Raw genomic sequence first — 18,570 nt, 5'->3', positions numbered from 1 at the left:
AATTTCGTCACAACATGTTGAAAATGCTTTCTTTGTCGGGAGGCATCACATGGATCGTCGAATTTCTTTCTATTTTCTCTGTCAGCTTTTTTTACACTTCGTAAAAAAGGCTTCCAAATTCGCAACTGGTTCGACCAAGACAGGCGGAAAGATCATAATCAATTCAACCCTCCACAGCGTATAACGCTGCATCATTCTTGCAGAAGACGACAGAGCATCATAAGCAGTACTGAGAAAAAACAAATCCCTCACTCACCGAGGGCTATCATCCATAGAGAACATACCACCTGGAATATTCAACTCTATTGGCAACCGCCCCGGAGCAAAGACACACGTATGGAAACGGAATTATCAGACAGAAAGCAATTGAACAGTTCATCCAAAGGATGGAGGCTCGGATTACGACGACGCATCATTCTGTGTTTGACCGGCCTTGCACTGACGGCCATTGCCGGAGGCATCACCACTGCATGGTATTCATATGAAGCCCGCCATCTCTTGGAAGTCATCATTGACCAAGATATGCAAGGTCTTCGTATCGTGGAACGTCTTGCTACTGAGCTCAGTATGCAGAAAGGTTATACAACCTATTATGCTTTAAGCCTTGATGAGTCCTACCTCAAAGACTTGGCAACACATACTGACATGTTTGATACATTAATGAGCAAAGCCATGCTGCATCCCTACTCCGAAAAGAATCATGCTTTGCTGGAAACTATCAATACGGAATACAGGCATTATGTCGCCGACAGAGCGAAAGTCATCGAACTCTATTCACAGGGATTTGCAGACGAAGGAGCCAGACAACACTGGGCAATACGAGGCGTCTTCGACAAGATCAGCGGCCAAGTCGCGTCACTTCGTGCAGCTCAAGAAAGTCAAATCCACAACGTTGTCGATAATGCCAAGTTGGATGCAACTGCAATGATGTACATGGCATGGGTGGCGGTGTTTATCGCCGTCATCATTGCCTTAATTTTGGGATATGTACTCATTCGAAAAGTCTTGGATCCCATTCGGAGAATGGCGCAAGAAGGACAGTCACCAATCGTTTTCAAGGGAACAGACGAAATTGAAGCCATTGACAAACGCATGCATGGACTGATGGATGACATGGATCGAGCACGAGAACATGTCATGCAAACCGAAAAACTCGCCCTTGCCGGAAAACTTGGCGCCGGGGTTGCGCATTCCGTTCGTAATCCTCTCACTTCGGTAAAAATGCGTTTGTTTTCGCTCAGCCGGACACTTCGATTAGATGCCACACAATCCGAAGATTTCGAAGTTATTACGGAAGAAATTGGCCATATCGATACGATTCTTCAACATTTTCTTGAATTTGCCAGACCTCCTGGCCTTCGTCGTGAAATCGTCACGTTAGCCGAAATCGTGGATAATGCGGTTCGATTACTCACCTACCGCCTTGATTCGTACGGTGTTGAAGTCAAAATGGATCTTACGGGCGGAAATCGTCCTATCCATGCCGACCCGGAACGCCTGAAGGAGGTGCTCGTCAACCTGTTACTCAATGCCTGTGAAGCGATGCCTGGTGGTGGTAGAATTTTGATCACGACGTACAGTCGAGCCGATGCATCAGGACGACGCATGGCAATACTTCAAATTCGAGATTGGGGGCCTGGCATCCCCGAAGAACTTCAAGGGAGAGTCTTCGAACCATTCTTTAGCACCAAAGAAGACGGTTCCGGACTTGGGCTGGCCATTACCTGGCGCATCATCATGGAACACGGGGGCACTGTTGAAACTCGTATCCCCGAAGGGGGTGGCGCTTTGTTTGAAATCGGCCTGCCCTGTAAGGAACCTTAATCATGGCAGACATTCTCATCATAGATGACGACCCACGACTGCGACAAAGTTTTGCCAAACTCCTAACATCCGAGGGACATACCACCCGACAAGCACCGTCAGGCGAAGCAGGACTTGAACTCATGCACGAGAAATTGCCGGACATGGCCGTTATCGATTTACGGCTTCCAGGCATGAATGGCTTTGAGACCTTCAAAGCCATGCGTGACATAGAACCGCGCATGCCCGTGGTCATCATGACTGCTTATGGAACAACGGAAACGGCTATTGAGGCGACCAAACTCGGGGCGTACGACTACGTTCTAAAACCCTTTGATATTCCGGTCTTTCTCAAGCTGGTGGACAATGCACTCCAAGCTGGAAAATTCATGCGCAGTCGGGTCGATATGTCCTCCGAGCCGGATACAACCCGTGGAGAAGTGCTCCTTGGTCGGAGCCAATGCATGCAGGAATTGTTCAAAGCTGTGGGACGTGTAGCTCCGACTGATGCCACGGTATTAATACGTGGAGAATCCGGGACCGGGAAAGAACTTGTTGCTCGAGCTGTCTATCAACACAGCTTACGTTCTCACAAACCGTTTATGGTTATCAACTGCGTCGCCATCCCAGAAACACTCCTGGAGTCAGAACTTTTCGGGTATGAAAAAGGGGCGTTCACTGGTGCCACCAACCGACGTATTGGGAAAGTGGAGCAAGCAAATCACGGTACGGTCTTTCTCGATGAAATTGGAGATATGCCACTCACCATTCAAGCAAAAATTCTGCGATTATTACAGGAGAAACAAGTGGAACGTCTGGGAGGACGAGATACTATTCCCGTTGATGTCCGTATACTTGCCGCGACGAATCGTGACTTGGAAGCAGCTGTTCAAGATGGACGTTTTCGTGAAGACCTGTATTATCGTCTAAAAGTGGTATCACTCCACATCCCTCCTCTTCGTGAACGGGGAGAAGACATCGCCCATTTGTCAAATTTTTTCCTGGCTCGCCACTCACGGGACGTTGGTATCGACAACCCTGGCCTCACAACAGAAGCGAAAGATATCCTTCGCGCCTATCATTGGCCTGGCAACGTCCGAGAACTCGCCAATACACTGCATAAAGCCGTTATTTTTTCTCGAGGTGGACCTATCCAAGCACAAGACGTTTCATCGATCATCGGACAGCCAGGAAAACAACAGTCCGGCTGTGTTCCCGATAACGAAGCTTTGGAACATTGGATACAAAATACACTCAATCGCAACTCCGGTGAAAATGCTCTTGAATCCATAACCGACCACGTTGCCGCGCTCACCATTAAAACCGCGTTGGCTGCCACTGGTGGCAATCGGACACGAGCAGCCAAATTATTGGGTATCTCTAGACCGACGCTCGTTGCCAAAATAGACAAGTACGGCCTGCGGATTGATGCAAAAATAAGTTGATAATTTTTTTTCAACTCGTCAAAGAACGTGACACCCTCTCCCCTATGGTGCATGCCAACTTGTATTTAAAACATATGATATCTCAAATGATTAGCTTAAGGCAAAGAGTATGCTCGTCTGGCATACCCTTTGCCTATCCAAAGCTATGGCAACTTCTGCTCAAACGATTCTTCTTTGCGATCGCAATCCTAATGTAAGAAATTTGCTGCTAAGGGAATTTACAAGCAGACATTTTCAGGTGTGCACAGCCCAAAACGGAAAAGAAGTGTTGCATTTCGTCAATGGAGCACATCCACCAGCACTTATTCTCATGGATATGGAACTCTCGGGATGCGATCAGAAATTCTGGGACATGCTTCTCAATCGTCCCCGAGCCCCTATTGTTGTTCTTCATACGTTTGGAGAAGAAAATATACCGAAAGCATTGCTGGGCAAAGTCGCCCGAGTTCCCAAAGATGGCAATATTGAAGCTTTGATTCGTGCAGTGGGCTGGTGTCTCGAACGGCTGGCAGGTCGTTATGTCCACCGCGATAATACATTCAAAACGACAGACTTTTCATCGTGAACATATTGGCTTTCGTTAAAAAATATTCAAGTCAAAGGTACGCGACAAGACGCGACAAAAGGACATCGCAGACGTGCTGTATATCTTGAGCAATCATCCTGCATTCGTCGATCGTTTTTTCTCTCGCTGCATGTTCCATGCGAGTAGCCAAAGTATGGAGCGCTTGAGAACTGACTGGTACTGCAGAATTGGCGAGACTATGCGCTTCTTCGGCAATAGCAGTTACATCTGCATCATATATTGCCGTATTGAGGCGTGTTAAAGAAACAGGAAGTGCATCGCTGAATTCTGTTACCAATTCTTTAAACAACTCTGGATGAGACTGGTATCTTTTTTCAAATGTTTCAGAATCGAATATCGTATTTTCATCCTTGAGATTGATTATTGGGGCTTCGTTCGATGCCTGATGTACTTCAGTTTGTAATATTTCGTTTATAACACGATTTAAAGACGACATACTAACCGGTTTTGTTATGCATGCATTCATCCCAGCTTGCAAAAAGACTTCTTTTTCACTTTCCATCGCATATGCTGTTAATGCAATGATGGGGATATCGACAGGAATACGCTTGTCTCTTCCAGAACGGATATTTTCTGTTGCTTCAATACCATCCATTTCCGGCATACGTACATCCATAAGCACAATATCAAAGGATTCCTTAACCAGAGCATCAAGCGCTTCTTGACCGCTTTTCACTGTAGTTACTCGATGTCCGTCTTCTTCGAGAAAATGGAGAAGAAATTTACGATTAATGGCATTATCTTCGGCTAAAAGAATAGACAATGGTCCGAGAGCATTGTCCCCTTCATGCTTTGACACCTCATCTCTACACTCAGACGCCAATACACCGGCTTCTTTCAATGAAACAGTAAAGTGAAACGTGCTTCCTTGATTCACAGTACTTTCAACCCATATCGTTCCACCAAGCATGCTCGTTAACCGTTTGCAAATTGCCAACCCCAGCCCAGTGCCCTGCTGAATCATTTCTGAAGCCACTTCAAGTTGGCTGTAATTCTGAAATAATCGTGGAATATGATCTTCTGAAATGCCAATTCCTGTATCTTCAACACTGAACTTCAGTAAGGTTCCTTGAGCATTCCGGCCAATGTGAGAAACGTGAACGAGGACATGACCTCTTTCTGTGAATTTAATAGCATTATCAGTTAAGTTCCGTACGATTTGACAGAGTCTGACCGAATCACCGTGTACACCATCAGGAACACCCTCCTCAACACTGAGTTCAAGAAGTACGCCTTTACTCGTTGCGCGAAATTGAAGAGGACGTAAGGCTTTTTCGAGTGTTTCACGTAAGGAAAAATCCGTTGGTGACAGACTGAGTTTGCCAGCCTGAATTTTTGAAAAATCAAGGAGATCATTGATGATCGATAAAAGCGAATCTGCCGCATCCTTGACCATCCCGAGATATTCAGTTTGTTCTGTCGTAATGCCCGATGATGCAAGAACAAGGTCGGTCATGCCGATAATGCCACTTATCGGGGTACGAATTTCGTGACTGATGTTGGCAACAAACATATCCTTTGCTTGGTTGGCCGATTCGGCCAAATTTTTTGCCGCAACAAGTTCAGATTCAATACGCTTCCTGTCAGAAACATCTCGAATGAACACTTGGATATATTTATCCCCAATGATTTTCGCACTGACATCCACGGACAAAAAATGACCGGATTTCTGTCGAACTCGACACTCGGTCCGTATGACTTCACCGGCGACAAGTTCCTTGAAGAGAAGAGGAGCCGTTGCAAGGTCCGCAGGATGAATTAATTCATCATACCGCATTCCGCGTAACTCAATCCGTGCATAACCAAACATTTCCAAGGCTCGTGGATTAGCATCGTCAATCACCGTATCGATATCCATCATGATGATGCCTTCTGCAGCCTGTTCATAAAGCATACGGTAGCGGGCTTCACTTTGCCGCAACGTCTTGACTCTTTCCAAGCGGCTTCCGATATCACGACTGACGCCGAGAATACCTGATATTTTGCCGTGCTCATCATGTAATACCGTCACGGCACATTCAACCATGACAATCTCTCCATTCTGATGAATCAAAGCCAGTTCAACAGTTCGTGGACGTCGAACAAGGCACGGTTCACGCTTGTCATGTACGTTTACCATCTCATCGAAGATGTGCTTGGCCACACGAAAAGATTCAGGCGTGAGCAATTTGTGAACGGCAGTATGTATAACTGTTTTCGAGGGCATGCCGAGCAAACGTTCTACAGAAGGGCTGACATATGAAAAACGCATATCGAGATTGACGCTCCAAATCACATCGACGACGTTCTCTACCAACACTCGAAAGTGTTCTTCCGAATGGATTAAATCTTCTCTGGTCCGAGACAAGCGGTCAATTTGTTCATTCAACCCTTTCATCGTGAACGTCAATTTGTCCGTCATGGCATTGAATGCATGTCCGAGATCCTCGAATTCATCCCCTGTGTCTATATGCACACGCAGGGGAGTATCTCTTGTACAAAGAGATCGAGCCGCATCGGTTACCAATCGAATCGGCCGAAGAATACGACCTGCCAGAAGGTATCCGGCAATTGAGGCTCCAAGGATAATAAGGAGAAGGATGACCAAGACAGGCCATACGGACTGCTGTGAAGCAAAGGAAGATAACGGACGCTCAACGCGAACCAAAAATCGATCATTCCCCAAACGAAAACATGCTGTTGCAGCGATAAGGGAATCAAATGAGTTCAAGGCCGGGAGTGTCGTATGCTCAGTGATACCGATATGAGACGAGACGCGACCGCTTACGCCAGCAGATGTAATGACCCGGCCCGAGGCATCACAAATAAAGACGGTATCGCGTGAGTGATAAGAAAGGTCATTTGTTAAGCGAAACAGTTCTTGCGTACGACACACCGCAATTAAACGGGCAGACGCGCTACCATCGATTGATAGAAATTTTGTCAAAGGGATATCCAGTGTGGCTTCATCATGACCACCACCTCTATCACCTCGTACAGGAATGCGCGCTGTCACCATTCCTTGCACATCCAGGCAATAGATGCTGGAAAAAACTTGTGGAGCTAAATCAATCAGTGTTGAGAGAACTTGAAGCTGTCCTTCCTTGTCGAGATGGACGAGGTTTGTCAAACGAGCAGCATCATGCAGACGAACTTCAAGCGCGTCGATTCGACGTTCCAATGATGACGCGACCCTTTCGGCTGTAGCTTGTTCGATATCCAGAGCATGCTGACGATTCGCTTCGCTCCCCCGCCCCCAAAGAAAAACACCCATAATAATCAGGGGAATAAAGCTAAACACCAAAAACATCCCCAGAAGCTTATTTCGGATGCCTGGTTTCACATCCCTCCCGAATGGGTTTGGTGCCGTTATTTATACAATGCTGTTTTTCCTTACTAAAAACGAACAGCGTCCTCTACGCCATGACACTCATCGTATGATTCTGGTTCGACTCCCTGGGTACTCTCTTCCTCCAAAGCAAAGAGATGTTCTGCATCCACGCGCAACGCACTTACGCTTGCCTGAGACCTTTCTTCATAAGACGGTTGACGATACCACGTGAATTGGCTTCCGCACGAGAATATTCTTCCGGGCTCAAGCCGGCACCAAGCGCTACCGCTCGACGCAGTTCAGCTCCAACAAGATCAGAAGGAGCATGGGCATCATTATTGATGACAAGACACGCTCCATGTGTTCGGGCCAAAGCGGCAACATGACCGTTTGTTAAACTGTGGCCTTTGCGTGTTGTTATTTCGAGAGCAACGTTGTTTTTAGCAGCCAATTCGACTTCTTGCGGTGTTATAAGTCCCGGATGAGCCAGAATGTCTGCACCGGCCTCAATTGCAGCCAAATTTGTCCCAAGGGGCACCGGCTCCACAATGGTTTCGCCATGCACGACCACAATTTCGGCTCCGACGTCCCGGGCTTCCTCTATTAAAGAAGGAATAAGTGGTGGAGGAACATGCGTCAGTTCGACACCAACATAAACGTCGATACCCAAATATGGGCCTTCGCGTTTCACGAAGTCGTGTATACGGTCAACAATAAATGCCAGATTGCTCACATCGGCGTGATCAGTCATGGCCATTGCCGTATATCCGGCTTTCACGGCACGACGGGCGAGTTCCGAAGGAATAAGTTCGCCGTCACTAAAAACGGTATGGGTATGCAGATCAATCATCGTGGGTTCGCTACATTTTGTATTTTGTGTCGTCGAGTGTGAACTTTTCCAAAATCTCTGTCCATTCTTCGGCGTCGTCCGAATGCAAAAGCGGTTGAGAAGCTTCTTTTTCTGTCACAGCCGCCTGCTCCAGTACATCATCATTAACATAAATTGCGGCTTGGGCACGAAGAGCCAAAGCAATGGCATCAGACGGTCGAGAGTCGACTGTTTGCATCTCTTCGTGCATTAAGAGACGAATTTCAGCGTAATACGTTCCATCACGCAACTCGGTAATCGCTACAGAATCAACTTTTGCGCCAACGGTTTCAATGGTTTTCAACAGCAAATCGTGCGTCATTGGTCTCGGCAGACTGACGTTATGCAATGTCATGGAAATCGCCAGAGCTTCCATAGCGCCAATCCAGATAGGGAGCGCCCGTTGATCGTCTTTATCCTTAAGTATCAAAACAGGCACTTGTGTATCTTCATCGACGGCCAGACCGAAAACATGCATTTCAACCATGAACTAAACCGCCTTCCCCCATAAGGAGTGCTTCTTGGCTTCCAAGATATCAACATCACAGATGCTGCCGGTCATGTCAGCGGATGAGGAACAGGTAAAGTTGACAACGCGTCCATACTCATCACGACCGCGCCAAGCCGCAAGACTCCCATCCTTGTTTGAACTCGCCCCTTCAACAAGCACTCGCTGTCGTGTACCAACAGCTTGGCAAAGGTGGGTCTGCGTCAACTTTTCTTGTACTGCTTGCAGTTCTGCGAGACGCCGCGCTTTGACTTCATCTTCCACTTTGGAATCCAACCGTGAAGCAGCTGTACCTGGTCGGTCACAGTACATGAAAGAATAGCTTCCAGCAAATCCTACTGTCTGAACCACTTCAACGGTTTCACGAAAATCATCTTCAGTCTCTGTTGGAAATCCAACAATGATATCCGTTGTCAACGCTATATCCGGTCTTGCTTCACGCAATTTGCGAACCTTCTCAAGATACGTTGCAATGGTATATCGTCGGCCCATTTTCTTTAGAACGTGATCAGAGCCTGATTGCAAGGGTAAATGCAGTGCCGAACTCAAATTCGAGAGTCTTCCAAAAGCGGAGATTACATCGTCACTCAAATCTTTGGGATGCGACGTTGTAAAACGAAGCCGCATAATACCGGGAATGGCGGCAATACGTTCTAATAATTGAGCAAAAGACGTCCCGTCTCCGGCAGTATCAAGACCGAAGCTATTTACGTTTTGCCCTAGCAGTGTAATCTCTTTCACACCTCGTGCAGCGAATTCACGACATTCGGCAACGACTTCATCGCTCGACCGAGATTTCTGTCGCCCACGTACAAACGGCACAATGCAGTAGGCGCAATAATTATCACAGCCCTGCATAATGTTTACAAACGCCTGCGCTGTTAATGCATCATCGACAAACGCGGCTGCTCGTTCTGGATATCTATCGGTAAAGTCAAGTAGGCTGATGCGTGTCCCGGATTCCGAAGCAAGGCGCATGATGGCCGACGGGGCATTCGCAACTCCATCGGCGCCAAACACAAGCCGCACAAAGGGAAAACGTTGAAAGAGTGTTTCACCAACTTGCTGAGCCACGCATCCTCCGACAGCAACAAAAACCGCAGGACGACGCGCAACATGCCGGGCCAATCGACCAAGCAGACTATATACTTTTTGTTCCGGTTTTTCCCGGACGCTGCATGTATTGACGATAAAAACGTCGGCATCATCTTCTCCGGACTCTTTCCAGTCCGCGGCAAGAAGTGAGCGACGAATCCAGTCGGAATCTCCGACATTCATCTGGCAGCCAAAGGTCAAAATATGAAACTTCATAACCCATGATATTTAGCCTATCCCGCGTAAACCGTAAAGCCAACATTGCGACCTTCATTTTCTTATCGCAAGACGCCTTGACGATGAAAGGCCATTATGGAAAAGCAACCTCGAACCGTGTCGGCCAAAGGAACGCACCTCTCGTTCCGGCTCGGAACCAGGTGTTCGCTGCAGGCAAGCTGTTTTTTTTGCAGTATTGCCCCTCATCGTCGCCTTCAGCGTGTTGCCTGACCTATTGGTTTTTACTAACGTTGCGTTAGCCTAACTGACACCAGTGGGTCCTTGACCCATAATCCGCCAAATCTTTTTTGGGGAGAGAAATGTTATGATCTCAAATGATTTATTGTACACCAAGACCCATGAATGGCTCCGCCAGGAAGACGATATTGCCGTTGTCGGCATCACCCATTTCGCCCAGGAACAACTTGGTGATATCACGTTCGTTGAATTACCGAATGTTGGTGACACGATTACGGCTGGAGAAGAAATGGGATCGGTCGAATCCGTCAAGGCAGCCAGTGAATTGTATAGTCCGGTCACGGGAGAAATTATTGAAGTGAATGCTCAGCTCGACGATGCTCCCGAACTGCTCAACGATGATCCCTATGGAGAGGGTTGGATTATTAAAATTCGATGCAGTGAAGATCCTGAAGGGATGTTGTCTCCTGAGGAATACGCCGATTATATTGAATCCGAGCACTAAGGATAGACTGCATGCCCTATATTCCCCATACCGACTCAGAAATTCGGGAAATGCTCAACGCCGTCGGCGTCTCTTCTATTGAAGAATTGTTCGCAGAAATTCCTGAAGACATGCGTCCCAAAAGTTTTGATGTGCCTCACGGTATGACCGAAATGGCGGTTTTGCGGCACATGGAAAACTTGGCTGCAGCCAATGACATCGACATGGTCAGCTTCCTCGGAGCCGGTTTCTATGACCATGACAGTCCTGCCGCAGCCTCCGCGCTCATTAGTCGAGGCGAATTTTACACGGCGTATACTCCCTACCAGCCCGAATCGTCACAGGGCACACTCCAGGCGATTTTCGAATATCAAACAGCCATAACCCGTCTGTTTGAAATGGAATGTTCCAACGCCGGAGTATACGATGGCGGAACGGCGCTCTACGAAGCCATTATGATGGCTGTTCGTGCAACAAAGCGCCGTAAAGTCGTCATTAGCGAGGCCGTTAACCCAATTTACCGAATAGTTATCAGCACCTACACCAAGAATCTTAAACTTGAGCTTGTCACCGTACCGCATGTTCAGGGACGAACGAATTTCGAAGGCTTGGTTGACGCGATTGATGACAAAACAGCATGCGTTGTCGTCCAAAATCCCAACTTCTTTGGTTGTGTGCAGGACTTTACGGAGCTTTTCAATGCAGCCAAGGCGCTGGGCGCATTGTCCGTGATGTCTGGTTATCCCGTTCTCCAATCGGTCATAAAAACGCCGGGAGCAATGGGCGCTGACATCTGCGTGGCTGAGGGGCAAAGCCTTGGGCTGCCATTATCCTTTGGTGGACCGTATCTTGGCATTATGACCTGCACCAAAAAGCTTGTTCGCCAAATGCCTGGCCGTATTGCCGGCCGGACGACCGATGTTGACGGAAAGACCGGGTATGTTCTCACCCTGCAAGCGCGTGAACAACATATTCGACGCCAAAAGGCCACGTCGAATATTTGTTCCAACCAAGCGTTGTGCGCCTTGCAAACATTGGTTCACCTCTGCCTTCTCGGCGATGAAGGCCTTCGCCGCCAGGCATTGTTATCCATGGAAAATGCCCAATATGCCGCAGCGCAGTTGATGGAACTCGAAGGCGTTCGTTTGCTCAACGATGCTCCTTTCGGCAATGAATTTACTGTGCTTTTCCCAGGCCGCGGTCGGGAAATCTGCGTGAGCCTCATGAGTCGCGGCATTATTCCCGGCTTCCCTACAGGACGATACTATAAGGGCCTTGAAAACGGGCTGCTGGTCTGCTGTACGGAAAAACATACTCGCGCAGAAATTGACGAGATGGTTGAACTTATCGGAGGCCTGGCATGAAAACAGTATTTGAACAATCTTCTCCCGGACGCGAAGGCGTTTGGCCGGAAAAACCGTCCTCCGAGGCTTCCGACTTTTTACCTGAACACCTCCTTCGCTCCAAGCCGGCTGACTTGCCTTCGCTTGGCGAACTCGATGTCGTTCGACACTTCACGTTGTTGTCCAAGCGCAATTTTGGTGTAGACGGCAACTTCTATCCTTTGGGATCGTGCACCATGAAGTACAATCCCAAGTTCACGGAACAAGTTGCGGCACTCCCAGGTTTTGCCCGACTCCATCCGGTCGTTCCTCAACTTCCCTGGGCCAGTGAAATGACGCAAGGAGCTCTTGCGGTCATGTACGAGACCGAAAGGCTTCTCAGCGAAATCACGGGCATGGCGGAATATACCTTGCACCCGATGGCTGGAGCGCACGGCGAACTGACTGGTGCCCTCATTATGGCTGCGTATCATGCAGACAAGGGCAACAAGAAAACCAAAATCATTTGTCCGGACTCGGCACACGGAACCAACCCCGCTTCAGCCTCCATTGCCGGTTTTGAGGTTATCAGTATTGAGTCCAAAAACGGTATCGTTGACCCCGAGGCACTGAAGGCCGTTATTGATGACGATGTCGCCGGGCTCATGATGACATGTCCGAACACGTTGGGCTTGTACGAAAAGCATCTCCCCGAAATCGTCAAGATGGTACATGACGTTGATGCTCTCCTCTACTATGATGGAGCCAACCTGAATGCTATTTTGGGCAAACTCCGTGTTGGTGATGCCGGATTCGACGTTGTCCACCTCAATTTGCACAAAACATTCGCCACCCCGCATGGTGGCGGTGGCCCTGGCTCCGGTCCTGTTGGTGTTTGCGAAAAACTCAGACCGTATCTGCCCGTTTCTCGTGTCGTTGTCGATGTCTATGGCCGGTACCAACTCAAGTATGATTACCCCAAATCCATTGGGTATGTTGCACCGTTCTACGGCAACTTCGGCGTTGTTCTCAAAGCGTATGCGTACATCCTGCGACTCGGCAAAGAAGGACTCATCCGTGTGTCCGAAAATGCGGTTCTTGCGGCCAACTACATGCGGAAACAACTCGAAGACGTGCTTGAAATTCCCTACAACAGGGTTTGTATGCACGAATTCGTCGCTTCAGCGCACGATGTGGCCGAGCATATCCGCGCACTCGACCTTGCCAAAGCCCTGCTCGACAAAGGCTACCACGCTCCAACGATTTATTTCCCGTTGATTGTCAAAGAAGCCATGATGTTCGAGCCGACCGAAACGGAGAACAAAGAAACGCTTGATGAATTCATCGCGGATCTGAAAGCGATCATTGAAACCGCCAAAACCGATCCCGAATCCATAACCCACGCACCGCATACCATGCCGGTCAAGCGACTTGACGAAACCAAAGCCGCCCGTGCTATGGAAATCACGCACGATCTTGGGTAGTTATAATTAACTCCACGTTTGGAGTTCCCTGAGATGAAACGGAAGAAACTTCTTTTAAAAGAAGTTTCTTCCGTATTTCTTCTTCACTGCGCCCCCTCAACGCTTTGCCGAAAACGTTCTCCAAAGAGGATCACGCGACACGAACGCGCATCTTTCATTTGTTATTAAGTCCACAACTGTGATTTTCACACGACAGAGCAAACCCCATGGAGATAAACGCCATGACTTCTTTGACCGCTACCAGGAAATGTGACCTCATTATCGTTGGAGGTGGACCAGCCGGATACGATGCTGCACGTTTGGCAGCGTCCAAAGGCCGGAGCGTGACGTTGATTGAACGTGAACACCTTGGCGGTACGTGCCTCAATTGGGGGTGCATTCCTACGAAACTGTATCTTGCGGCAACATGTGCTCAAGACGAACTGGCTGGTCAGGCAAAAGCTAAAATTGCCAGCGGGACAATTCAACTCGATTTTGCCGCACTCCGTACCAAAAAAGACCGCCTTATCACAGCCACACGTAAGGCCATGGTTAAACAACTTGATGCGGCAGGAATTGAGTTGATACAAGGGGACGTGACCGCGATCACAGAAAAGACCGTCCACGTGAACGACACGATCCTGTCTTTTCAAGACTGCATTCTCGCTTTAGGATCGCGCTCAGCGGTTTATCCAGGTCTTGCTCCCGATCACGAAGTGATTCACGATTCCAGCAGTGTATTCGATATTCCCGAAATTCCTTCGTCTATCATCATTGTTGGGGCAGGTGCCATTGGCATTGAATTTGCCCATTTTTTTCATCGTCTTGGTACGAAAGTCGATATTTTTGAGGCAGCACCGCGGATTGTACCTGCTGGGGACCCGAACATTTCGGCGAGCCTTGCGCAGATCCTCAAACGAGCCGGTTATGGTCTCCATACAAACGCATGCATCGAATCCGTATGCGCGTGTGACGGACAAGCCGTGCTCACGATGTCAGACGGCACAAAGCACACAGCAGAAAAAATACTTCTTGCGTTGGGACGCACCCCGAACACCGAGAGTGTTGACGTGAGCGAAACGACTCTTTCGCTTGATCAGAAAGGATTCATCCAGGTTGACGACCATCTCCAGGCAGCCCCGCATATTTATGCCACCGGAGATGTCAACGGACGCATGTTGCTTGCTCACGCTGCTGCGCATCAGGCCGAATACGCCGTTGACCACGCCTGCGGTCATGCATCGAATCCGTATACGTTTGGCCCCTACCCTTCAATTGTCTACGGTTCTCCGGAAACCATGAGTACAGGTCGGACGGTAGCGGAATTGCAAGCCCAAGGACTTTCCCCACAGATTTCTCAATCGCCGTTGATTGCAAATCCCATTGCCCAAGGTCATGCAACCACGGGTGGATTTGTCAAAGTCATCTGGAACGAAGATCGAGTTGCTGGAGTCACTGCGGTTGGCCACGGGGTGTCCCAGCTGACCACGACGGCAACGATCATGTGCAATCAGGGATGGACCAGAGAAGACGTACGACATTTTATCTTCCCTCATCCGACACTCGATGAAGCACTGAAGGACGCGCTGTTAGCTCCAAGGAAAGACGCATAAAAACGAATCAAGCATCATGAGACCAGTAAATGCTTAAACATCTGGTCTTGTGTGTGAAACAGAGCACCGGCACGAGACGATACAGACAGCGTTATCGTGCCGGTTTAGTCAACCAATATATAACAGCTCAAGCATTGCATTATCAGGACTGATACCCCATGCCTACCAATATTATACCGGGTCCATTCTGTAATATCTCTCCCATTGTTCTGGCTTCCGGTTCACCGCGCCGGCGTGACTTCCTTACCTCTGTCGGCTTGGACTTCACGATCGTTCCCTCATCATTCGAAGAGCCAGCTCCGGAACCCGACGAGTCTCCCGAAGCGTACGCCAGCCGTATGGCGACAGGCAAAGCGAATGACGTTGCCCAAGCACACCCCGAAGCCTGCATTATCGCCGCCGACAGCGTTGTTGCCATAGACAATAACATCTTAGGCAAGCCCAAAGACGAACACGACGCTCATCGTATGCTCCGCCTTCTCTCTGGCAAACAACACGCCGTCACAACCGGCTGCACCCTCATTGCCCCGCAAAGAAAAGAAATTTCATCCTTCGCCATAACAACAAAAGTCTGGTTCACCGAACTCAGCGACGCCATTATACACGCATATATCCAAACCAAAGAACCCATGGACAAAGCCGGCGCCTACGCCATCCAAGGCCAAGGAGCCTTCATGGTAAAAAAAATCACCGGCTCCTACACCAACGTCGTCGGGCTACCCCTCTCCAAAATTATAAATACCCTGTTATCCTGGGCTGTTATAATTCCAAGAAAATCATGAAAAACCCCACAAATGTGAGAATTTCCAGGCGAAGTCCCCACTTATTCCCCACTTTGGGGGATGGCGATTTATGATGGAGAGGGAGTGTCGATGTTGCTCTGTTTTTGTTTTGTGAGATTGTATTGAGGGGATTGAGTTATTTGAACTTGATGGTTTGAGTTGAGGGAGTTGTGGGAATTGTTGAGTTTGTATGTGATTTTTGTATGTGAACTTGAAGTGCAGGATGCTGCGTTTTTGATTGTGATTTTTTGTGATATTTTATATCTGCTCATTCTATTCCATTATGAGGTGAACACCTTGACCTTGCGTCTACCACTCTGTAGTAAAAACACAAATCATTTTTATACTCAAATACAAATAAGATTAAACTTTCAGTGCATCATTTAATGTACAATAAGCGATAATGTTTTTAGTATGTCTTTACTCATTAAAGAGGGATAACAAAATTGCACAACAATATACGCTATGATTTATCAAATTGGCTAATTCATTTTTTTAGAGATGTTGACCTTGATTCAGATGCTAGTATTGATATACCTGAACACATCGGTTGGAATAACATTTTTGAGTACGACAACTCCCCTTTACAAGCTTTTTTTCTATTAAGATGTGCAATACGGCAGCAAAGGATATGGGCTACCTGGTCTTACAGAGGTGGCGTAAGAACTATATACGGATTAAAACCCGCAGTTTGCTTTACAGATATGCCTATAGCTGCTTTTTTTGAAGCAGCAGAACTGCGAAAAAAAAGAGGAGAACATATCAGTAGTTATGCTATATTAATAGATAAAACTCAATTGGCACAATATGGAGCACTCCCTGTTATATATGGATTAAGTCAAAAATATTCTGCTTCTACTGATCCGCAAACTGGAGCAAGAATCATAGATTTAAATTGCTTACCTCTCGAAGAACAATATAGATTTGTGACTTATAATCCTTCACCTCTAAGGACCATAGATTGGACTCATGAACGTGAATGGCGGTGGGGTTGTCATCATAATGTCCAAAAAAACAATAATGATGAGATTGTTTCTTTCGAAGAAATGCCTGCGTTAACTCTGTCAACAATTGATTTATGCGGAATGGGCATTGTTGTTAATGATAGTCAGGAAGCCCAATATATACGTTCTGACTTGCTTACGCTCATCGATCGTGGTCTCATAACAGAGAATAAGTATAAGTTTATTTTGTCCTTATCAAGTATCCCTTCCATTCAGTCTCTTCAATCTTTGAACGGATTAACAACAGCGATAAATCAAGCACTGATCAATCCTTTAGCAGGACTCACAGTGAATAATACAACTATGACCTATAACAATAATATATTAAATAATCTTGCATGCCAGCTGGCAAGAACCACGCCTTCTCAGAGTGGCGAAAAAGGAAAAGCGTGGTTATGGCTATACGACAATACGCATCCATTCACTCGTAGCATGAAAGCTATTGGACGCTTGTATGTCAGCAACGATGGTCGATACTTAGTAGATATACCAGAGTTTTCAGAATCGAGAAGCTTACGTCAACAAGAAAATATGATAAAGCAACTCGCGGCTGCTCTACAAACACAAATAGGAATTCAGTGTGGATATTTTTCTGTTTTAGGCCATAACGACCCTAATAGGGAACCTTTTTACTGCTCCCCTCCTGACAACCCTTTCATTTACAACGAGAATTAATATACATTTTTCAATATTATTTGCTTCTGCTACAAAAACGAGACTGATTTTTTGTAAAGAAAGAGCATTTTTCAAATCAGCTTTAAATTGCTTGTCAGGTGCAGTCGCGATGATAGCATAGTTAGGGGATTATGGGATTATATCCCATTAAATCTTCATTTCGAAGAACTTTCACGGGATGACCAATCTTAATATTCCGATTGGTTATATAAGTAAAAGCTGCTGACTGCTGCTATTATTATAATTTTTTTCAACGCGATTGACTGCTCGCATGACTCCGTCAATATTTGGTTTGCCATATCTGTTTGCCCTTATCGCATTCGCTCCTCTTGAAAGGAAATAACGGTTTCCTTCCGATGATACATTTTCATTTTTGTAGTCTGCAAAAAACAATGGCACTCGATATTCAAGAGCGTCAATAGCTGCAGCATAAGTTCCCCCTTTCATAGCGGCTTCAATAACCACCATTGCTTTGGATAACCCTAAGATAGTTCGATTTCTTTGCATCGCATTTGAAACAAACCAACGACTTGTTGGGAAAAATTCTGAAACAATAACGGCTTGCTTTTCACTAAAAACAGTTTTGATTTCTTTCTTGATACGAAAGTTTTGAATTCCCTCAGCCAAAACAATCGTAGTTGTTCCTCCATGCGCTAAAGCAGCAAAGTGATCCTGCTACAGAGTTGATCCTGCTACAGAGTTGTGGACACGAAGTTAAGCCAGCATGAGCAGTTCTCATGGGAAATATGATGCGAAATTTAAGCGGAATGATAGCTGAGTCGAAGGGGTATAGCGTGACAAGTTTCTGAACGCACCTCCCCCTTCCCCAGCCGTTTCCGTAAATATTTGGTCCCCAAACGCACGAAAGCCCGAACTTTCATCAAGTTCGGGCTTCGTGTTGCCGTGTGTGGCATTTGAAAAGGATCCTGGCGACGATCTACTTTCCCACGGTTATAACCGCAGTATCATCGACGATGGAGGGCTTAACTTCCGAGTTCGGAATGGGATCGGGTGTACCCCCTCCTCCTTGGTCACCAGGAAATATTGGTGATATATAAGTAAAATAAGAAACAGGATAGTTTGAAGGAAAATAAGTCGAACGACTTATTAGTACCGCTTTGCTAAGTACATTGCTGCACGTACACATGCGGCCTATCAACCGAGTCATCTTCTCGGAGTCTTCAGGGAGATCTTATCT

General features: G+C 47.1%; 13 protein-coding genes, 2 rRNA genes and 1 pseudogene. 9 read left to right on the top strand and 7 right to left on the bottom strand.

Annotated elements, in window-relative coordinates:
* Positions 1-336 precede the first annotated feature (336 nt).
* From G451_RS0122555 to G451_RS0122545, 3 genes are all read left to right on the top strand, one after another.
* Complete coding sequence (locus tag G451_RS0122555; RefSeq protein ID WP_051261802.1) at positions 337-1,824, top strand: ATP-binding protein; 1,488 nt, start codon at positions 337-339, stop codon at positions 1,822-1,824.
* Positions 1,825-1,826: 2 nt separating this feature from the next.
* Complete coding sequence (locus G451_RS0122550; protein ID WP_027186019.1) at positions 1,827-3,248, top strand: sigma-54-dependent transcriptional regulator; 1,422 nt, start codon at positions 1,827-1,829, stop codon at positions 3,246-3,248.
* Between the two features lie 109 nt (positions 3,249-3,357).
* Positions 3,358-3,813, top strand: coding sequence for a response regulator (locus G451_RS0122545; RefSeq protein ID WP_084448731.1), 456 nt, complete (start codon positions 3,358-3,360; stop codon positions 3,811-3,813).
* A gap of 31 nt (positions 3,814-3,844) precedes the next feature.
* Here G451_RS0122545 and G451_RS33290 read toward each other — a convergent pair whose 3' ends face one another.
* The 4 genes from G451_RS33290 to miaB form a co-directional block, all read right to left on the bottom strand.
* Positions 3,845-7,156 (bottom strand): PAS domain S-box protein, encoded by a 3,312-nt coding sequence (locus tag G451_RS33290; protein ID WP_051261801.1) that lies wholly within the window; start codon positions 7,154-7,156, stop codon positions 3,845-3,847.
* A 169-nt stretch (positions 7,157-7,325) separates the two neighbouring features.
* The gene (locus G451_RS0122535) at positions 7,326-7,994 is read right to left on the bottom strand and encodes a histidinol phosphate phosphatase domain-containing protein (protein WP_027186017.1); all 669 of its coding nucleotides are present in this window, start codon (positions 7,992-7,994) and stop codon (positions 7,326-7,328) included.
* Positions 7,995-8,004: 10 nt separating this feature from the next.
* Positions 8,005-8,499, bottom strand: coding sequence for a bifunctional nuclease family protein (locus G451_RS0122530; protein ID WP_027186016.1), 495 nt, complete (start codon positions 8,497-8,499; stop codon positions 8,005-8,007).
* Positions 8,500-8,502: 3 nt separating this feature from the next.
* On the bottom strand, positions 8,503-9,831 hold the full coding sequence (miaB, locus tag G451_RS0122525; RefSeq protein WP_027186015.1) for a tRNA (N6-isopentenyl adenosine(37)-C2)-methylthiotransferase MiaB: 1,329 nt from the start codon (positions 9,829-9,831) through the stop codon (positions 8,503-8,505).
* 325 nt (positions 9,832-10,156) lie between these two features.
* On the opposite strand from miaB, the gene gcvH reads away from it, so the two are divergent.
* From gcvH to G451_RS0122495, 6 genes are all read left to right on the top strand, one after another.
* Positions 10,157-10,534 (top strand): glycine cleavage system protein GcvH, encoded by a 378-nt coding sequence (gene gcvH / locus G451_RS0122520; protein WP_027186014.1) that lies wholly within the window; start codon positions 10,157-10,159, stop codon positions 10,532-10,534.
* Between the two features lie 11 nt (positions 10,535-10,545).
* A complete protein-coding gene (gene gcvPA / locus G451_RS0122515; RefSeq protein ID WP_027186013.1) occupies positions 10,546-11,877 on the top strand; it encodes an aminomethyl-transferring glycine dehydrogenase subunit GcvPA in 1,332 nt (443 codons plus the stop codon).
* Positions 11,874-13,319 carry an aminomethyl-transferring glycine dehydrogenase subunit GcvPB gene (gene gcvPB / locus G451_RS0122510; protein ID WP_027186012.1) on the top strand — a complete coding sequence of 482 codons (1,446 nt, stop codon included), beginning with the start codon at positions 11,874-11,876 and terminating at the stop codon, positions 13,317-13,319. Before gcvPA ends, gcvPB begins: the two co-directional genes overlap by 4 nt.
* A gap of 221 nt (positions 13,320-13,540) precedes the next feature.
* Complete coding sequence (locus G451_RS35230; RefSeq protein ID WP_027186011.1) at positions 13,541-14,911, top strand: dihydrolipoyl dehydrogenase family protein; 1,371 nt, start codon at positions 13,541-13,543, stop codon at positions 14,909-14,911.
* Between the two features lie 158 nt (positions 14,912-15,069).
* On the top strand, positions 15,070-15,693 hold the full coding sequence (locus G451_RS0122500) for a Maf family protein (RefSeq protein WP_027186010.1): 624 nt from the start codon (positions 15,070-15,072) through the stop codon (positions 15,691-15,693).
* A 446-nt stretch (positions 15,694-16,139) separates the two neighbouring features.
* Positions 16,140-17,372 (top strand): DUF4427 domain-containing protein, encoded by a 1,233-nt coding sequence (locus tag G451_RS0122495; protein WP_027186009.1) that lies wholly within the window; start codon positions 16,140-16,142, stop codon positions 17,370-17,372.
* Positions 17,373-17,576: 204 nt separating this feature from the next.
* Here G451_RS0122495 and G451_RS31160 read toward each other — a convergent pair.
* From G451_RS31160 to G451_RS0122480, 3 genes and pseudogenes are all read right to left on the bottom strand, one after another.
* Positions 17,577-18,029: pseudogene (locus tag G451_RS31160) on the bottom strand (DNA-processing protein DprA); the annotation flags it as partial.
* A 267-nt stretch (positions 18,030-18,296) separates the two neighbouring features.
* Positions 18,297-18,411, bottom strand: a 5S ribosomal RNA gene (gene rrf / locus G451_RS0122485).
* A gap of 47 nt (positions 18,412-18,458) precedes the next feature.
* Positions 18,459-18,570, bottom strand: a 23S ribosomal RNA gene (locus G451_RS0122480); the annotation flags it as partial.

It is taken from the genome of Desulfovibrio inopinatus DSM 10711 (assembly GCF_000429305.1).
GTDB classification, from domain to species: Bacteria; Desulfobacterota; Desulfovibrionia; order Desulfovibrionales; family Desulfovibrionaceae; genus Alteridesulfovibrio; species Alteridesulfovibrio inopinatus.
The sequence above is the reverse complement of the archived record's forward strand: the minus strand, read 5'-3'. Positions and strand labels throughout refer to the sequence as shown.

What these genes read in the sequence shown, in the direction of transcription:
- G451_RS0122545 (WP_084448731.1), top strand. Translation starts at nt 3,358, where the DNA reads ATGCTCGTCTGGCATACCCTTTGCCTATCCAAAGCTATGGCAACTTCT.
- G451_RS0122535 (WP_027186017.1), bottom strand. Translation starts at nt 7,994, where the DNA reads ATGATTGATCTGCATACCCATACCGTTTTTAGTGACGGCGAACTTATT.
- G451_RS35230 (WP_027186011.1), top strand. Translation starts at nt 13,541, where the DNA reads ATGACTTCTTTGACCGCTACCAGGAAATGTGACCTCATTATCGTTGGA.
- gcvPA (WP_027186013.1), top strand. Translation starts at nt 10,546, where the DNA reads ATGCCCTATATTCCCCATACCGACTCAGAAATTCGGGAAATGCTCAAC.
- G451_RS0122550 (WP_027186019.1), top strand. Translation starts at nt 1,827, where the DNA reads ATGGCAGACATTCTCATCATAGATGACGACCCACGACTGCGACAAAGT.
- gcvH (WP_027186014.1), top strand. Translation starts at nt 10,157, where the DNA reads ATGATCTCAAATGATTTATTGTACACCAAGACCCATGAATGGCTCCGC.
- G451_RS0122500 (WP_027186010.1), top strand. Translation starts at nt 15,070, where the DNA reads ATGCCTACCAATATTATACCGGGTCCATTCTGTAATATCTCTCCCATT.
- G451_RS0122530 (WP_027186016.1), bottom strand. Translation starts at nt 8,499, where the DNA reads ATGGTTGAAATGCATGTTTTCGGTCTGGCCGTCGATGAAGATACACAA.
- miaB (WP_027186015.1), bottom strand. Translation starts at nt 9,831, where the DNA reads ATGAAGTTTCATATTTTGACCTTTGGCTGCCAGATGAATGTCGGAGAT.
- G451_RS0122555 (WP_051261802.1), top strand. Translation starts at nt 337, where the DNA reads ATGGAAACGGAATTATCAGACAGAAAGCAATTGAACAGTTCATCCAAA.
- gcvPB (WP_027186012.1), top strand. Translation starts at nt 11,874, where the DNA reads ATGAAAACAGTATTTGAACAATCTTCTCCCGGACGCGAAGGCGTTTGG.